At 70.8% G+C, this 15,869-nt stretch carries 16 protein-coding genes; 12 read left to right on the top strand and 4 right to left on the bottom strand.

All coding sequences use genetic code 11. The features are described from left to right. Positions 1-156 precede the first annotated feature (156 nt). From CLT74_RS07520 to CLT74_RS07480, 9 genes are all read left to right on the top strand, one after another. A complete protein-coding gene (locus CLT74_RS07520; protein WP_099845899.1) occupies positions 157-1,188 on the top strand; it encodes an extracellular catalytic domain type 2 short-chain-length polyhydroxyalkanoate depolymerase in 1,032 nt (343 codons plus the stop codon). A 131-nt stretch (positions 1,189-1,319) separates the two neighbouring features. Further along, entirely contained in the window at positions 1,320-2,234 is a 915-nt protein-coding gene (locus tag CLT74_RS07515; protein ID WP_486582107.1) for an ion transporter, read from the top strand. 117 nt (positions 2,235-2,351) lie between these two features. Beyond that, positions 2,352-5,174: a Na+/H+ antiporter subunit A gene (locus CLT74_RS07510; RefSeq protein WP_099845898.1), complete on the top strand. Its 2,823-nt coding sequence runs from the start codon at positions 2,352-2,354 to the stop codon at positions 5,172-5,174. Then, the gene (locus CLT74_RS07505) at positions 5,171-5,641 is read left to right on the top strand and encodes a Na(+)/H(+) antiporter subunit C (RefSeq protein ID WP_099845897.1); all 471 of its coding nucleotides are present in this window, start codon (positions 5,171-5,173) and stop codon (positions 5,639-5,641) included. Before CLT74_RS07510 ends, CLT74_RS07505 begins: the two co-directional genes overlap by 4 nt. Next, entirely contained in the window at positions 5,638-7,212 is a 1,575-nt protein-coding gene (locus CLT74_RS07500) for a Na+/H+ antiporter subunit D (protein WP_099845896.1), read from the top strand. The genes CLT74_RS07505 and CLT74_RS07500 overlap by 4 nt, the downstream gene beginning before the upstream one ends. Beyond that, positions 7,209-7,823: a Na+/H+ antiporter subunit E gene (locus tag CLT74_RS07495; RefSeq protein ID WP_486582105.1), complete on the top strand. Its 615-nt coding sequence runs from the start codon at positions 7,209-7,211 to the stop codon at positions 7,821-7,823. Before CLT74_RS07500 ends, CLT74_RS07495 begins: the two co-directional genes overlap by 4 nt. Next, positions 7,820-8,116, top strand: coding sequence for a monovalent cation/H+ antiporter complex subunit F (locus CLT74_RS07490; protein WP_099845895.1), 297 nt, complete (start codon positions 7,820-7,822; stop codon positions 8,114-8,116). The genes CLT74_RS07495 and CLT74_RS07490 overlap by 4 nt, the downstream gene beginning before the upstream one ends. Further along, positions 8,113-8,490 carry a monovalent cation/H(+) antiporter subunit G gene (gene mnhG, locus CLT74_RS07485; protein ID WP_099845894.1) on the top strand — a complete coding sequence of 126 codons (378 nt, stop codon included), beginning with the start codon at positions 8,113-8,115 and terminating at the stop codon, positions 8,488-8,490. The genes CLT74_RS07490 and mnhG overlap by 4 nt, the downstream gene beginning before the upstream one ends. 425 nt (positions 8,491-8,915) lie before the next feature. Next, on the top strand, positions 8,916-10,115 hold the full coding sequence (locus CLT74_RS07480) for an RtcB family protein (protein ID WP_099845893.1): 1,200 nt from the start codon (positions 8,916-8,918) through the stop codon (positions 10,113-10,115). Here CLT74_RS07480 and CLT74_RS07475 read toward each other — a convergent pair. Then, positions 10,087-11,121 carry a hypothetical protein gene (locus tag CLT74_RS07475; RefSeq protein WP_143697102.1) on the bottom strand — a complete coding sequence of 345 codons (1,035 nt, stop codon included), beginning with the start codon at positions 11,119-11,121 and terminating at the stop codon, positions 10,087-10,089. The two genes, CLT74_RS07480 and CLT74_RS07475, sit on opposite strands and share 29 nt — an antisense overlap. Positions 11,122-11,305: 184 nt before the next feature. On the opposite strand from CLT74_RS07475, the gene CLT74_RS07470 reads away from it, so the two are divergent. After that, positions 11,306-12,508, top strand: coding sequence for an MFS transporter (locus CLT74_RS07470; protein ID WP_099845891.1), 1,203 nt, complete (start codon positions 11,306-11,308; stop codon positions 12,506-12,508). On the opposite strand, the gene CLT74_RS31185 is transcribed toward CLT74_RS07470, so the two are convergent. Then, positions 12,424-12,768 (bottom strand): hypothetical protein, encoded by a 345-nt coding sequence (locus tag CLT74_RS31185; RefSeq protein WP_486582103.1) that lies wholly within the window; start codon positions 12,766-12,768, stop codon positions 12,424-12,426. The genes CLT74_RS07470 and CLT74_RS31185 overlap by 85 nt on opposite strands. Before the next feature lie 56 nt (positions 12,769-12,824). On the opposite strand from CLT74_RS31185, the gene CLT74_RS31180 reads away from it, so the two are divergent. Further along, entirely contained in the window at positions 12,825-12,977 is a 153-nt protein-coding gene (locus tag CLT74_RS31180; RefSeq protein WP_486582102.1) for a hypothetical protein, read from the top strand. A gap of 55 nt (positions 12,978-13,032) precedes the next feature. Here the strand turns inward: CLT74_RS31180 and CLT74_RS07460 are convergent, their stop codons facing one another. Beyond that, positions 13,033-13,650, bottom strand: coding sequence for a TetR family transcriptional regulator (locus CLT74_RS07460; protein WP_099845890.1), 618 nt, complete (start codon positions 13,648-13,650; stop codon positions 13,033-13,035). Positions 13,651-13,748: 98 nt separating this feature from the next. Here CLT74_RS07460 and CLT74_RS07455 point away from each other — a divergent pair, with 98 nt between their 5' ends. Further along, positions 13,749-14,894 (top strand): FAD-dependent oxidoreductase, encoded by a 1,146-nt coding sequence (locus CLT74_RS07455; protein WP_486582101.1) that lies wholly within the window; start codon positions 13,749-13,751, stop codon positions 14,892-14,894. A gap of 30 nt (positions 14,895-14,924) precedes the next feature. Here CLT74_RS07455 and CLT74_RS07450 read toward each other — a convergent pair whose 3' ends face one another. Then, on the bottom strand, positions 14,925-15,758 hold the full coding sequence (locus tag CLT74_RS07450) for an NPP1 family protein (protein ID WP_486582100.1): 834 nt from the start codon (positions 15,756-15,758) through the stop codon (positions 14,925-14,927). Positions 15,759-15,869: the final 111 nt, after the last annotated feature.

The raw sequence follows: 15,869 nt of genomic DNA, 5'->3' as shown, positions 1-15,869 counted from the left end.
GGTTCAGGGGCGACGGGGGAGAGGCCGGGACAGCTACCGGCACCACTGTGCGACCCCGCGACGTGTGGGCCGCGCGCATGTCGGCGGTGACGTCTGTCACGTTAGCGTCGCCGTACGCCGACACCACAGCCGGCGCTCGCCGACCCAGGGAGCGTCATGATCAGACCTGCCTCGCGACTGCTCGCCGCCGCTGTCGCGGCCCTGCTGCTCACGCCGGTGGCGCCCGCCCACGCCGCCGGCACCCCGCACACCAGGGCCCCCGTGTCCGGGAGCCTGTCGACGTACCGCATCTCGGGTGTGTACGTCGCCGGTGTCTCCTCCGGCGCCTACCTGGCCAACCAGATCCAGGTGGCCTACTCGCAGCGGATCAGGGGAGCGGCGCTGTTCGCCGCCGGCCCCTACTACTGCGCCCAGAACAACGTCGCACAGGCGCTGTACGGCTGCGGGGACAACATCTACCCGACGAATCTGAGCGCACTTCAGGCGTACACCCGCACCTGGGCCGGATACGGCTGGGTGGACCCGGTCGGTGGGCTGTCCGGCGAACCGGTGTACGTGTTCCACGGTGGATCCGACGGCACGGTGAAGCGGTCGGTGAGCGACGACCTGGTCCGCTATCAGCAGCACTTCGGCGCCAGCGTCCAGTACGACGGCGGCTCCGCCGCCGGGCACGGCTGGGTCACGCCCTACGGCACTGTGGGCTGCACGACCACGGCCGCGCCGTACCTCAACGACTGTGGCACCGACCCGCAGCAGACCTTCCTGCGCAAGCTCTTCGGGTCGGTGCAGCCGCCCAACACCGGGCCGCTCGGCGGCACCCTCGTGCGCTTCAGTCAACACACCTTCGCGGTGGGCGGCTGGGCCAACGGCCTGAGCATGGACGCCAACGGCTTCGCCTACGTCCCGTCGTCCTGCGCCTCGGGAGTGAGTTGCCGGTTGCTGGTGGCGCTGCACGGTTGCCTGCAGGGCCACAGCCGGGTCGGTACCGCCTTCGTGGACCGGGCCAACCTCAACCAGTACGCCGACACCAACGCGACGATCGTGCTGTACCCCCAGGCCGTCGCCGTGCCCAGCAACCCGAACGGCTGCTGGGACTGGTGGGGCTACCTCGGCGCCACCAACTACCCGATCCAGGGCGGGGCGCAGGTCGAGACGGTGATGAACATGGTGCGCCGACTGGGTGGCTGATGCCTGTCTCCGCCGCCCCGTAGGCTGTCGACCATGATTGCCGTACGTCAGCACGCCGACGACGCACGGTGGGTGGCCTCACCGGCCCCGGTGTCCGCACCGGGGCCGGTCGCACGATGAGGGGTCGGCCCGTGCCGGCTCCGCGAGGCGGGTCGGCCCGCACCACCCGCGCTGCCGCGCTCTTCGAGTTCTGCGCCCGGCTCGCGGCGTCTCGCACCTTCGAGATCGTCATCGTCGTGGTCATCCTCGCCAACGGCGTGGTGCTCGGCCTGGAGACCTACCCCGACCTGGGCCCGGCCGGCACCGCGCTGCACGCGCTTGAGTGGGCGTTCCGGGCGGTCTTCGTCACCGAGATCACCGTCCGGATCCTGGCGTACGGCCGCCGCCCGGAAGACTTCTTCCGGCACGGCTGGAACGTCTTCGACTTCCTGGTGATCGCCGCCATCTTCGTCCCCGGCCTGCACGGCGACTCGGCGCTGCTGCGGGTGGTCCGGGTGCTGCGGATCGTACGGTTGGTGCGGTTCTCACCCGGCCTGCGGACGATCGTCTCGGCGTTGTGGCGCAGCCTGCCCGGTATCGGCGGTTTCTTCGCCCTGGCCGTGGTGACGCTCTACGTCTACGGCATGGCCGGTTGGTTGATCTTCGGCGAGGTCTATCCGGAGCAGTACGGGGACATCGGACGGTCCCTGTTGACCCTGTTCGTGCTGCTGTCGTTGGAGACGCTGCCGGATCTCATCGAGCAGGGGATGGAGTTCTCGCCCTGGACGGTGCTCTACTACGGCAGCTACGTGGTGATCACCGTCAACCTGCTGCTCAACATCCTGATCGCGGTCTTCGTCAACTCGATGGAGGAGGCGCGCCGGCTGGAGATGACCGAAGGGCTCGGCCCCGGTTACGACTCCGACGGCGACGGCGTGCCCGACGAGGTGGACCGGATCGCGATCAGCCAGCGCCTCGACGACCTGCGTACGCTCATCGTCGAGCTGGAACGGGAACTGCGCATTGACCGCGACGACGGACGGCTGCGACGCATCGGAAAGGACTGACCGCCGCCGACCGCACACGCGATGGCGTCCGCGTTTGATCAGAATCACGACGGATGCGGATAACGGCTGTAACCGGATAGGGTCGTTACACCGGCTGATGATCTCTGGGGAGGGTGTGTGCTGGCTCTGGTGGCGGTCCATGCACTGACAGCTGTGATCGCCCCGGCGCTGGTGCGACTCTGGGGGCGCAACGCCCTCTACCTGGTGGCGCTGGCGCCCGGCGCGACGCTGGTGTGGGCGCTTACGCAGACCGCCGGGGTCCGCGACGGCGTACCGGTGGTCGAGACGGTGGCGTGGGTGCCGCAACTCGGGCTGGAACTCGCCCTCCGGATGGGCACGCTGTCCTGGTTGATGGTCGCCCTGGTCGGTGGCGTCGGTGCGCTGGTGCTGGCCTACAGCGCCCGCTACTTCCGAAACGACGATCCGGGTCTGGGCCGCTTCGCCGCCGTCTTCGTCGCCTTCGCCGGCGCGATGCTCGGCCTGGTGGTCTCCGACGACCTGCTGCTGCTGTACGTGTTCTGGGAACTGACCACAGTCTTCTCGTACCTGCTGATCGGTAGCGACCCGGCGAAACGGGCCAGCCGGCGGGCCGCCATGCAGGCCCTGCTGGTGACGACGCTCGGCGGCCTGGCGATGCTCGCCGGGTTCGTCATGCTCGGCCAGCACGCCGGCAGCTACCGCTGGTCCGAGATCGCCGCGAACCTCCCCGGCGGCGGGTACCTCGCGGTCGCCGTGGTGCTGATCCTGCTCGGCGCGCTCAGCAAGTCGGCGATCTTCCCGTTCAGTTTCTGGCTGCCGGGGGCGATGGCGGCACCGACGCCGGTCAGCGCGTACCTGCACGCCGCCGCCATGGTGAAAGGCGGCGTGTTCCTGGTCGCCCTGATGGGACCGGCGCTCGCCGAGGTCACCCCGTGGCGGCCGGTGCTGCTGACCGCCGGACTGATCACCATGTTCCTCGGCGGGTGGGCGGCGCTGCGCCAGGTCGACCTCAAGCTGCTGCTGGCCTACGGCACGGTGAGCCAGCTCGGCCTGCTGATGGTGATCCTCGGCGGCGGCACCCGCGACACCGCGTTGGCAGGTGTGGCGATGGTGCTCGCGCACGCCCTGTTCAAAGCCACGCTCTTCCTCACCGTCGGGCTCATCGACCACGCCGCCGGTACCCGTGACCTACGTGAACTCAGCGGGTTGGGTCGGCGGGCACCGGCGCTGGCCGTGGTGGCCGGGCTCGCCGCCGCCTCGATGGCAGGTCTGCCGCCGATGGCCGGTTTCGTCGCCAAGGAGGCCGCCGTCGAGGCGCTGCTGCACGGCGGCGGAGCCGACCTGGTGGTGCTGGTCGGGGTGCTCCTCGGCTCGGTGCTGACCGTCGCGTACACCCTGCGGTTCCTCTGGGGAGCCTTCGCCGGCAAGCCGGACGTCCCCGCCACCGAGATGGCACCCGTGTCGTGGCCGTTCCTGGCCCCGGCGGCGGCGCTGGCTCTCGCCGGGGCCGCCGCCGGCCTGCTCGCCCCGGCGGTGGACCGGCTGCTCGCCCCGTACGCCGATCTGTATTCCAGTGCCGAGCCCGGCTACCACCTGGCGTTGTGGCACGGGCTGACCCCGGCGCTCGGGCTGTCGGTGCTGGCGGTGGCGGGCGGTGCCGGGCTGTTCCACCTGATGCGCCGCGAGCGGGTGCGTACCACGCTGCGGCTGCCCTTCGACAGCGCCACCGCCTACACGCGGGTCATCGGCGCCGTGGACCGGCTGGCGGTGGAGCTGACCGGTGCCACCCAGCGTGGTTCGCTGCCGTTCTACCTCGGCGTGATCCTGGTGGTACTGGTGCTGCTGCCCGGTGGCGCGCTGCTGATCGGGGCACCCTGGCCGCAGCGGTTCCACGTCTGGGACACCCCACTCCAGGCGGTCGCCGCCGCCGTGGTGATCGTGGCGGCGGTGATGGCGGCCCGGGCGCTGCGCCGGCTCACCGCGATGATCCTGGTCGGCGTCGCCGGCTACGGCACCGCGCTGCTGTTCGTCCTGCACGGCGCACCCGACCTGGCGTTGACCCAGTTCCTGGTGGAGACCGTCACCATCGTCATGTTCGTCCTGGTGCTGCGGCGGCTGCCGGCCAAGTTCTCGGAACGTCCGATCCGGTCCAGCCGGCGCGGTCGGGTCGCGATCGGCGTCGCCGTCGGCGCGGTCACCGCCGGCATGGCGTACGTCGCCACGGGCGCCCGCCAGGCCATCCCGATCTCCGTCGGCTTTCCCGACGAAGCCGTTTCGTACGGTGGTGGGAAGAACGTGGTGAACGTGGCCCTCGTCGACATCCGGGCCTGGGACACGATGGGCGAGATCGCCGTGCTGGTCGTGGCCGCCACCGGGGTGGCCAGCCTGATCTTCCGTCGGGCGGGCGACCTGCACCGGCGGGGCGACATTCCCGGTGACGGCCGGGCGGAATACAACCGCCCACGGTGGCTGACCACGGGTGCCACCACCCGAGCACAGTCGGTCATCCTCCAGGTGGTGACCCGGCTGATCTTCCACGCCATCGTCATCTTCTCCATCTACCTGCTCTTCAGCGGCCACAACGCGCCGGGCGGCGGCTTCGCCGCCGGCCTGGTGGCCGGTCTCGCGCTGGCCGTGCGCTACCTGGCCGGCGGCCGTACGGAACTCAACGGCGCGGCGCCCGTCGACGCAGGTGTGGTCCTCGGTGCCGGCCTGTTCGTCGCCGTCGGCACCGGCGTGGGGGCGATGCTGCTCGGCGGCGAGTTCCTGCAGAGCGCGCTGCTCGACTTCCACCTGCCGGTGCTGGGGCACGTCCATTTCGTCACGTCGGTCTTCTTCGACGTCGGTGTTTATCTGATCGTCGTCGGCCTGGTGCTTGACATCCTGCGCAGCCTCGGCGCGGAGATGGACCGCCAGAGCGAGACCGAGAGTGCCGAGATCCGGGAAAGGGAGCTGGTGTGAGCCCCAACCTCACCTACGTGATCGTGGTCGGCGTACTCGTCGCCGCCGGGGTGACGCTGCTGCTGGAACGCAGCCTCACCCGGGTGCTGATGGGAGTGATCCTGCTCGGCAACGGCGCCAATCTGCTGCTGCTGACCGGTGGGCGGGCCGGTGGACCGCCGATCGTCGGCACCACCGCTCCGGAGGAGATGAGTGATCCGCTGCCCCAGGCGATGATCCTCACCGCCATCGTCATCACCCTCGGCATGACGGCGTTCCTGCTCGCGCTGGCGTACCGCAGCTGGCACCTCAACGGGCACGACGAGGTGCAGGACGACGTCGAGGACCGCCGGATCATGGATCTCGCGATACGCGACGAGGGACCGGGCACCGCCGACATCGAGGGCGGCACCGGCGACGGTGACGACGACGAGTCGACCGACGCGCGACCGGTCGCCAACGTGGTGGAAGCAGGGCGGGCCGGATGACGCACCTCGTTCCGCTGCCGGTGGTGATGCCGCTGCTCGGCGCGGCACTGACACTGCTGCTGCTCGGCCGTCCGCACGCCCAGCGGTGGGTCAGCCTCACCGTGCTCACCGCCACCGTGGCGGTGTCGGCCACGCTGCTGGTGCAGTCGAGCCTGCACGGCCCGCTGGTGGTGGAGGTGGGTGGCTGGGTCGCCCCGTTGGGCATCGTGCTTGTCGCCGACCAACTTGCCGCGTTGATGCTTGTGGTCTCGGCCTCGGTGACGCTCTGCGTGCTCGTCTACTCGATCGGGCAGGGTATGGCCGACGGGCACGAGGAGACCCCGCTGTCGGTCTACCACCCGACCTACCTGGTGCTGACCGCAGGTGTCTGCAACGCGTTCCTCTCCGGTGACCTGTTCAATCTCTACGTCGGCTTCGAGATCCTGCTGGTCGCCAGCTACGTGCTGTTGACCCTGGGCAGCACCGAGAACCGGATCCGCGCCGGCACCACCTACGTCGTGGTGAGCCTGCTCTCCTCGGTGATCTTCCTGATCGCGATCGGCCTGGTCTACGCCTCGACCGGCACGCTCAACCTGGCCCAACTCGTCGACCGGCTGGACACCCTGCCGGACGACCTGCGCCTGCTCCTCCAGGGCATGCTGCTGCTGGCCTTCGGCATCAAGGCGGCGGTCTTCCCGCTGTCGGCCTGGCTGCCGGACAGCTATCCGACGGCGCCCGCCCCGGTGACCGCGGTCTTCGCCGGCCTGCTCACCAAGGTCGGCGTGTACGCGATCATCCGTACCGAGACGTTGCTGTTCCCCGGTGGACGCACCGCCACCCTGCTGCTGGTGACGGCGGTGCTGACCATGGTGGTCGGCATCCTCGGCGCGGTCGCCCAGTCGGACATCAAGCGGTTGCTGTCGTTCACGCTGATCAGCCACATCGGCTACATGCTCTTCGGGGTGGGACTCACCTCATCGCTCGGCCTGTCCGCGGCGATCTTCTACGTGGTGCACCACATCACCATCCAGACCACCCTCTTCCTCGCCGCCGGCCTTGTCGAACGTCGGGGCGGCAGCACCGCGCTGGATCGTCTCGGTGGCCTGGCCCGGCTCTCACCTGTGCTCGCCGTACTGTTCTTCGTGCCCGCGCTGAACCTCGCCGGCATTCCGCCGTTCTCCGGATTCCTCGGCAAGCTCGGCCTGATCCAGGCCGGCGTCGACGATGGCGGTGTGCTGGCCTGGATCCTGGTGGCCGGCGGGCTGATCACCAGCCTGCTCACCCTCTACGCCATCGCCCGGGTGTGGAACCTGGCCTTCTGGCGGACACCGCACGCGGACATGCCGGCCGGCGACGACGCCGAGCAGGCGGCCCGCACCGAGGGCGCGGTGGAGCCGGACCGGGGCGGCGGCGGGCAGTCCGGCGCTGTGCTGCCCAAGCTGATGATCGCGCCGACGCTCGCCCTCGTGGTGCTCGGCCTGGCGCTGACGGTGGTCGCCGGCCCGTTGTTCGACCTCAGCACCGACGCCGCCGACGACCTGCTGCGCCGGACGCCGTACGTCGATGCCGTCTTCCCGGGAGGTCCGCCGTGAGTTCCGACCCGTTGACCCCGACGGAGCCGAACGAGCCGCTCCGTCCCGTGTTGAACCGCACCGCCCGGCGGCGTAACCAGATCACCGCGGTGACCGCGCTGGTCGCCGTCTGGGTGCTGCTCTGGGGCACGCTTTCCTGGGCCAACATCATCAGTGGCCTGGTGGTGGCCGTCGTCCTGCTGGCCGTCTTCCCGCTGCCCCCGGTGACCTTTGCCGGCCGGATCCACCCGCTGCCGATGGTGCGTTTCTGGCTGCGGTTCCTGAGTGACCTGGTGGTGGCCTCCGCGCAGGTCGCCTGGCTGGCGCTGCGGGTCGGCCACACCCCGCAGAGCGCCATCATCGCGGTGCGACTGCGGGTCAACACCGATCTCAATCTCACCCTCAACGCGGAGGCGCTGTCGCTCGTGCCGGGCAGCCTGATCCTGGAGGCCGACCGCCGGACCGGCACGCTCTACATTCACGTGCTCAACGTGACCAGCCGGGACGAGGTCGAACGATTCCGCCGAGGCGTCTTCGAGCTTGAGGCCCGCATCGTCGAGGCCATCGGCTCACCCGAGGAGTTGCGCCGCATCCGGGAAAATCCGGCTGACCGGGAAGGAGTACCCGCATGACCGCTGTCGCCGTGACCGTCACCGTGCTGCTCGCCGTGGCCGGTGGGCTCACCCTCATCAGGATCATTCGCGGGCCGTCGATCCTCGACCGGGCCGTGGCCACCGACGTGCTGCTGGCCGTCATCGTCGCCGCGATAGCCACCGAGGCCGCCTACAGCCGGGACGCCACCGCGTTGCCGGTGCTTGTCGTGCTGGCCGTGCTCGGATTCGTCGGTTCGGTGAGCATCGCCCGCTTCGCCGCCCGACGCCACGACGCGTCCGCGTGCAGCACGTCGGACGGGAGCCAGACGTGAGTCTCGACGTGGTCCTCGACGTGGTCGCCTCGGTCTTCCTGATCGCCGGGGCGCTGCTCAGCCTCGCCGCCGGGGTGGCACTGGTGCGCTTCCCCGACCTGCTCACCCGGATGCACGCCGCCGCCAAGCCGCAGGTGCTCGGGCTGCTGCTGGTGCTTGTCGGGTGCGCGTTGCGACTGCGTACCGGGGTGGACATCACCACGCTGGTGCTGGTCGGTGCGTTCTCCCTCGCCACCGCGCCGGTGGCGGCGCACATGGTCGGACGGGCCGCGTACCCACACGAGGACATCCGCACCGATCTGCTGGTCACCGACGAACTCGCCGATCACCTGGACCGTATCGCCGACGAGCGGGAGAGCTCGGCGCGGGCCTGAACCGGGGACGGCCGTGGGCCGGGTCGCGTCGGGCCGGTCAATATCCATTGCGGGCACTGCCGTTCGCCCATAACCTTTCCGGCATCAGGTTGATCACGTCGGAGCCGGGAAGGAGCATGCCGTGCGAGAACTGAACCGTATCCAGGTCGGTCGATGCCTGTGGCGTCCCGCCGCACCCGCCGGCAGGCCGGCCCTCCCCGTGGCCGGTACGCCAGCCTGGCGATCGGCGCACCGCCGCTAACTCGACGTCGGAGACCGCCCCACCCCGGGCCGCCTCCCGCACCTCACCTTCTCACCACCCGTCGCTCACCCGCAGTCGTCGATCATGCAGTTATGGTCCCTGGTAAACGGGATAAAAGCCGCATATCAACGACCGTAAGTGCATGATCGACGGGCTTCGCCGCGGAACTCAGGAGAACATCACAATGGGCTTCAGCCTGCTCGCGGGAACGCGGGCGCCGGTACGGGTGTGGACCGACCCGTACGGCATCGAGCCGCAGGCCGCGCGGCAACTGCGCAACATCGGTGCGCTGCCCTGGGTGCAGGGTGTCGCGGTCATGCCGGACGTGCACTTCGGAAAGGGTGCGACTGTCGGTTCGGTGATCGCGATGCGGCAGGCGGTCTCGCCGGCCGCCGTCGGAGTCGACATCGGCTGCGGCATGTCGGCGGTGCGTACCTCGCTCACCGCCGCCGACCTGCCCGACGACCTGGCCGGGCTGCGCCGGGCGGTCGAGGAGGCCATCCCGGTCGGCTTCGCCCAGCGCGACGAGCCGGTGGATCCGCGCCGGATCCGAGGGCTGGAACAGCGCGGCTGGGTCGACTTCTGGCGACGCTTCACCGACCTCGACCGGCGGGTGGCGCAGCTGGAGGCGCGGGCCCGGCGGCAGTTGGGCACCCTCGGTGGCGGCAACCACTTCATCGAGGTCTGCCTGGAGCAGGGCGGTGCCGACGCCGGCCGGGTCTGGCTGATGCTGCACTCCGGATCGCGCAACATCGGCAAGGAACTGGCCGAGCGGCACATGGCGGTGGCCCGCCGGCTGCCGCACAACGCCGACCTGCCCGACCGGGACCTGGCGGTCTTCCTCACCGGTACGCCGGAGATGGACGCCTACCGCCGCGACCTGTGGTGGGCGCAGGAGTACGCGCGGCGCAACCGCGCCGTCATGCTCGCCGTCCTGATGAACCTGATGCGGGAACGGTTCCCGCAGGTCAGCTACGACGATCCGATCAGCTGCCACCACAACTACGTGGCGGAGGAGACCTACGAGGGGGTGGACGTGTTGGTGACGCGGAAGGGTGCCATCCGTGCCGGCCTCGGGGACCTGGGCATCATCCCCGGTTCGATGGGCACCGGCTCGTACATCGTCCGTGGCTCGGGCAACGACTGGAGCTACTGCTCGGCCTCGCACGGGGCGGGCCGGCGGATGTCCCGGGCCCAGGCGAAGCGGACGTACAGCACGGCGGACCTGGCGGCCCAGACGTCGGGAGTGGAGTGCCGTAAGGACGCCGGGGTGGTGGACGAGATCCCCGGCGCGTACAAGGACATCAACGAGGTGATGGCGCAGCAGGAGGACCTGGTGGAGGTGGTCGCCCACCTCAAGCAGGTGATCTGTGTGAAGGGCTGAGCTGCGGTCGGCGCCCGTCGGGGGGCGGGCGCCGACCGTATCCCTCGTCTGCCGCTGCGATCTCCGCGTGCCATTCCGGGGCCTGCGTGGCGGCGAGCCGGTGCCAGGTTGCCGGGCCGCCCCGCAGGGGCCAGGCGCGGGTCGTGCCGTAGCCGGCACCGACACTGCCCAGCTCGCGGGCGAGACGCCGGTGCACGGCGGCGAGGGCCTCCGCCGCACCGGGCGTACCGGCGGTCACCTGGTGCCGTACTTCCTCGGTGGTCCTCGCGTAGCGGTGCACGGCGGCGTCCGTGTCGACGTCGACCCGGTGCCGGCTCGTCAAGGAGAGCGTGAGCAGCGGCGGCTGTCCGTCCTCGGCGAGCGCGGCGACCAGCCGGTCGTGACCGTCCAGCACGACGTGGCAGTCGAGACCACTGATCCACCAGAGCAGGACCGGCGGGAGGATGCCCTCCCGGAACTGCTTCCGGTATGCCCTGACCCGCCCGTGGTCGGGACGTGCCAGCGGGCGGAGCGGCAGGATCTGCCGGTTCCGGTCGCCGCTGAACCAGTCGATCCAGCCCCGGTCGTGCGGCAGCGGCACGGGTGCCCGCCGCTGTCTCGCGTCGACGGCCGGGTCCGCGACGACGCCGCCGATCACCCAGCGGCCGGCGTGCAGCGGCCCCTCGACGGTCCCGGCCAACTCGGTAGCGAAGTAATGAGCCCACCGCGCCTGCCAGGAGCCGGCCGCGTCGACAGGGCCGAAGGCCGCCGACCGGGCCGCGCGGATCGGCCGAACCGGCGGGCGGTGCCGACCGACAGACGCGTACGCCACGCCGAAGCGGTCATCGGCAACGCTGGCCAGCAGCACGATCGCCTCACCGTGCCGCAGCACGAGCAGACCCCGCCCGGCTGCCTCCACCCGCAGGGCGGGTCGGGCCGGCCGTTCGACCTCGAGGACCAGCGCTTCCCACGCCCCCTGCGCGCTCGACGCGGGCAGGTTCGTTCTGCCGGGCTTCTGTCGGGCCATGAAGCCATCATCGGTCACCACGGAAAGCGGTCGCCCACCGATCACCTCCGGGGAGCGTGGCCGGCACCGATCACGGCTGAGGGTGGCGAAAACCGTTTGACAGCCCACATATTCTGATCCTCCGTACTTTCGGCGGACCGCGAGTCGCGAGGGGGCCCTGCCCTCTCGACACTCAGGAGCCGCAATGCGCCGGGCGCCCGCCGTCACCTTCCTCCTCGGCACCGTCTTCCTGGACATGCTCGGGCTCGGCCTGATCGTGCCGATCATGCCCGCCCTGATGACCTCGGTCACCGAGGACGCCGTCACCGCCGTGTTCTGGTCCGGCCTGCTCGGCTCCGTCTACGGCCTGCTGCAGTTCGTGGTCTCGCCCCTGCTCGGGCGGCTGTCCGATCGCTACGGCCGTCGTCCGGTCCTGCTCGCGTCGTTGACCTGCCTCGGCGTCGACTGGTTGGCCCACGCGGCGTCGCCCAGCCCGTGGACCCTGCTGGTGTTCCACGCCGCCGCCGGTGCGTGCGCGGGAACGTACACAGTGGTAAACGCCTACATCGCCGACGTCACGGAACCGGGATCGCGGGCGCACGCGTACGGGTTGATCGGTGCCGCGTTCGGCCTCGGCTTCGTCGCCGGTCCGATCCTCGGGGGCCTGCTCGGCGCGGTCGACGTACGGCTGCCGTTCGTCGCCGCCGCCGTGCTCTGCTTCGCCAACGTCGCGTACGGCTGGCTCGTCCTGCCGGAGTCACGTCCCGGCGACCGGCGCACCCCGCTGACCCTGCGGCTGGCGAACCCGGTCGGTGCCATCGCCGCCGTCCTGCGCCGGCCGGTGCTCGGCCGCCTCGCCGGTGCCCGGTTCTGCGCCGACGTCGCTCGGATGACCCACCAGTCGACCTGGACGTTCTTCCTGACCCACACGTTCGCCTTCAGCACCACCCAGATCGGCGTCGTGCTGGCCACCTCCGCGCTCGCCGGCGCGGTCTACCAGGCCCGAGCCGTCGGTCCGGTGGTGCGGCGTCTGGGCGACAAGCGCGCCGCGGTGGCCGGCAGCCTCCTCGGCTGCGTCTCGCTGGCGGCGACGGCGTTCGTGTCCGTGCCGTGGTTGCTCTATCTCCTGATGGCCGTCGGCGTGCTCGGCTCGCTCGCGGGTGCCGCCGCCCAGTCGTGGATCTCCCGCACCGTCCGGGCCGACGAACAGGGCACCGTGCAGGGCGCGCTGACCGGCATCGGTGCCGTGGCGGAAACCGTCGTGCCGATCACGGCCGGAGTGGCGTTCGGCTGGTCGCTGACGTACGCGTCGCCGGGGTCGGTCTATCTCGGCGCGGCCGTCTTCGCGGCCGGGTCGGCGCTGCTGCTGGCCGCCACACCCGACGTCCGGTCGACGTCGCCCGAGTAGACCTGAGGGCGCCACAGCCAGCGCAGCGCGTCGGGCAGGAGGACGCCGCAGTGGTTGGGGCTGTGGCCACCGTCGCCGAGCACGAGTCGGAAGTCGTAACCCGCCTCGGCCAGGGCAGCCGCGACGCGCAGGTTGTGCGAGAGCCAGTTCCGGTGCGGCTCGTTCCAGTGCAGGTCCCGATGACCGGCCTGGATGAAGATGCGTAGTGGCTTGCGGGCGTCGCGGGCGATGAGCTCCGGGTACGGATTTCCGTCGGGCATCTGGGCGAAGCTGGACAGGCAGCACAGCGCCCGTACTCGATGTTGCGGTTCTTCGGTTGCTCGGCGTCGACGACGATGCCGGGGTCGACGAACAGGCCGATGGTGACCGGTATGTCACCGTGATGGATGAGGTTGTCCAGGACTATCGCGCCCCGGACCTCCCCGCCCGGGTCCAGGTACCACTGTCCGTCGAGGAACACGACAAGTGACGCCGGCCGCGAGGGGTCGTAACGGGCCGGCACCTTCTCGGTCACCCCGGCGACGCTACGAGCCGTGGTCACCCCGGGCAACGGCATTCGCGGTGGAGGCAGCCGTCAGCGCGGTGATGGCGCGGCGGAGGCGGCTGGCCGCCGCCGGGTCTTCCCCGTCGGTGAGGGCGACGTGGTGCAGGACTCCGACCGCCGCCAGCGCCAGCGCCTCGGTGTCGGCGGGTGGGGCCAGTCGGCCGATGCGCTGCTCGGCCTCCAGGTAGGCGACGACTGCGCGTTCGAGGGCGCGCAGCGCGGCGCCGCCGCTGCCGAGTACCGCTTCGACGGCTGCCACGAGCGTCGGCCGGTAGGCGAAGAGCCGGGTGACGGCCAGCATCGTGATCATCGGGGTGGCGAGCAGCGTCGCACTGAGGTTCGCGTCAACGGTGCCGGTGCCGGCCCGATCGGGGAGCCCGGCCGCGACGGCGGCGATCTGGAAGCTCCGGTCGACCGCGTAGCCGGTCAGGAAGTCGTCGAAGCTGGCGAAGTGGGCGAAGAGCAGCCCGGTGGCGACGCCGCCCGCCTGGGTCACGGCTCGGCTGGTGAGCTGGCTGGGCCCGGCCGCCGCGATCACGCGTTCCGCGGCGGCGAAGAGGTGCTGCCGGGGCTCGGTGATGGCGACTCCGCGTGGCATGTCGGAAGTCTACGCACCTTGCGCACCGGATGAGCATGCGCTCATCATGTTTGAGCGTCTGCTCATACCTGACTCCGGGGGTCCGAATGAAGCGAACGGTGATCGTTGGCGCCGGCATAGCCGGCCTCGCCACCGCCCTGCGACTGGCGCGCGACGGGTGGCAGCCGATCGTGGTGGAACGGGCCCCGGCCCGGCGCAGCGGTGGCTACCTGGTGAACCTGCTCGGGGCGGGCTATGACGCCGTCGAGCGGCTCGGTCTGGTTCCCGCCCTCGCCGAGCACGCGCTCGGCGTGTTCACCACCGTGCTGGTCCGGGCGGACGGTCGGCCGAAGCTCACGGTGCCCGCGGTGGTCGCCGAGGCCGCGCTGGGTCCCCGCACCTTGACGGTGTTCCGCGGCGACCTGGAGAACGTGCTGTACGAGGCGGTACGCGATCGGGCCGAGATCCGCTTCGGGACCACCGTCGAGTCCGTGGACCAGGACGCCGACCGGGTGGTGGTCCGGCTCAGCGACGGCACCACCGAGGTGGTCGACCTGCTCGTCGGTGCTGATGGCGTGCACTCGGCGACCCGGGCGGCGCTGTTCGGTCCCGGCCATCGGGTCGACCTGCCGTACGTGGTGGCGGCCTTCCCGCTCAGCCGTCCGCCCGACGCCGTACCCGCGTCGTCCGCCACCACGTTCATCGGTCCCGGACGTACGGCGGCGATCGTCAACCTGGGCCCGCGCCGCTCCTCGGCCTTCTTCACCTACCGCTGCGCGGACCCCGACCGGGAACTGGCACGCGGGCCCGTCCCCGCGTTGCGGGCGACCTTCGGAGACCTGGCCGGTGCCGTACCCGAGGCGATCGGCGACCTGGAGGCTGACCCGGGAAGCGCCTACGTCGACCGGGTCAGCCAGGTGGACCTGCCGCGGTGGGGCGTCGGCCGGGCGGTTCTGCTCGGTGACGCGGCCTGGTGCGTCAGCCTCTTCGCCGGGCACGGCGCGGCCCTGGCGCTCGCCGGTGCCGACCAGCTCGGCACCGCCCTGCGTCGGCACGGCGACGACATCCGGTCGGCGCTGACACAGTGGGAGGCCGGCCTCCGCTCCGAGGTCGTCAAGCGGCAGGCGCTCGCCCGTCGGGGCATGTACCAGTACGCCCCACCGAGCCGCCTGCACGTCTGGCTGAACGAGGCCACCATCCGGGCGGTCACCCTGCCCGGCATCCGTGGCCTCGTTCGTCGCGGCATCGAACGCCAGAACCGCTGAGCTGTCCGGCCGGCAGCGGCGTGTGGTTGCTCAGCCGTACGGGTTGAAGGGGATTCCGGCCGGCTTGGCGGCGTTGAGCAGGTACTCGAACGAGCCATCCTTGATCTTGATGGTGGCCGCGCCGAAGTTGGCGTCCATCAGCCGGTTGCGCAGCTCGGTGCTGGGCCAGCCGTGCCAGTCCACCACCGGCGGGTAGTGCCAGACGTGGTAGTGGTTCTCCGGCGGCTCGTCGTTGTCGTTGGCCAGCCGGAAGAAGTGCGTCGACGCGCCGTCCTTGTGGTAGACGACCTTCGGATGGGTGCCGTCGAACCGTACCTGGGCGCGCGGGTAGGTGCGCCGGCTGCTGTGCTGCGTGGTGCTCACGTACTCGACCCGGTCGGCCGCCTGGTCGACCCAGGAGATGACGTGCTCCCAGTCGTGCCGGTGGCCGCCGAGGCCACTGCCGTGCACGGCCTGGTCCTTCTCGAAGTAGCTGGCGTAGACGATCGCGCACCAGCCGTTGTTGCACTTGGACCGGGCGTACGTCTGCGACATGTCCAGATCGGAGCGGTCGCGGCAGCTGCCATTGATCGCCCCGGTGGTCTTCAGCCCGCCGTTGATCGTGCCGTCCGGGCTGATCGCGGAGACGGCGTAGCAGCCGTCGGTGTCGTAGTCGTAGGCGGGTGAGAACGACGACTCGTAGCCGCCGGCGTTGTGCGGCAGGTTGGGCAGTGAGTTCGCGTGGGCCGGCGCCGCCGGGAGCAGGACGCCCAGCGTGGCCAGCCCGGCGACGAGTCGGGCCAGCCAGCGCCGATCGGACCTGACCGGCCGGCCGGTGGGCTGGCCGGCGGCGGGTGCCGGTGGGGGAGCGGGCGGTGCGGACACGGGTTTCATGGCTATCTATATCGCACGCCAGGGCGCACGGGTCAACGCCGAACATGAGGACGACTCATTAACGGTGGGTGTGCGGGACACCCATCGAAACCCGTCGACCTC

The sequence above is a fragment of the Verrucosispora sp. CNZ293 genome, assembly GCF_002754655.1.
The sequence above is the reverse complement of the archived record's forward strand: the minus strand, read 5'-3'. Positions and strand labels throughout refer to the sequence as shown.

Coding starts and splice junctions, on each gene's coding strand:
- CLT74_RS07520 (WP_099845899.1), top strand. CDS start 157: ATGATCAGACCTGCCTCGCGACTGCTCGCCGCCGCTGTCGCGGCCCTG.
- CLT74_RS07500 (WP_099845896.1), top strand. CDS start 5,638: ATGACGCACCTCGTTCCGCTGCCGGTGGTGATGCCGCTGCTCGGCGCG.
- CLT74_RS07490 (WP_099845895.1), top strand. CDS start 7,820: ATGACCGCTGTCGCCGTGACCGTCACCGTGCTGCTCGCCGTGGCCGGT.
- CLT74_RS07480 (WP_099845893.1), top strand. CDS start 8,916: ATGGGCTTCAGCCTGCTCGCGGGAACGCGGGCGCCGGTACGGGTGTGG.
- CLT74_RS07475 (WP_143697102.1), bottom strand. CDS start 11,121: ATGGCCCGACAGAAGCCCGGCAGAACGAACCTGCCCGCGTCGAGCGCG.
- CLT74_RS07470 (WP_099845891.1), top strand. CDS start 11,306: ATGCGCCGGGCGCCCGCCGTCACCTTCCTCCTCGGCACCGTCTTCCTG.
- CLT74_RS31185 (WP_486582103.1), bottom strand. CDS start 12,768: ATGCCCGACGGAAATCCGTACCCGGAGCTCATCGCCCGCGACGCCCGC.
- CLT74_RS07460 (WP_099845890.1), bottom strand. CDS start 13,650: ATGCCACGCGGAGTCGCCATCACCGAGCCCCGGCAGCACCTCTTCGCC.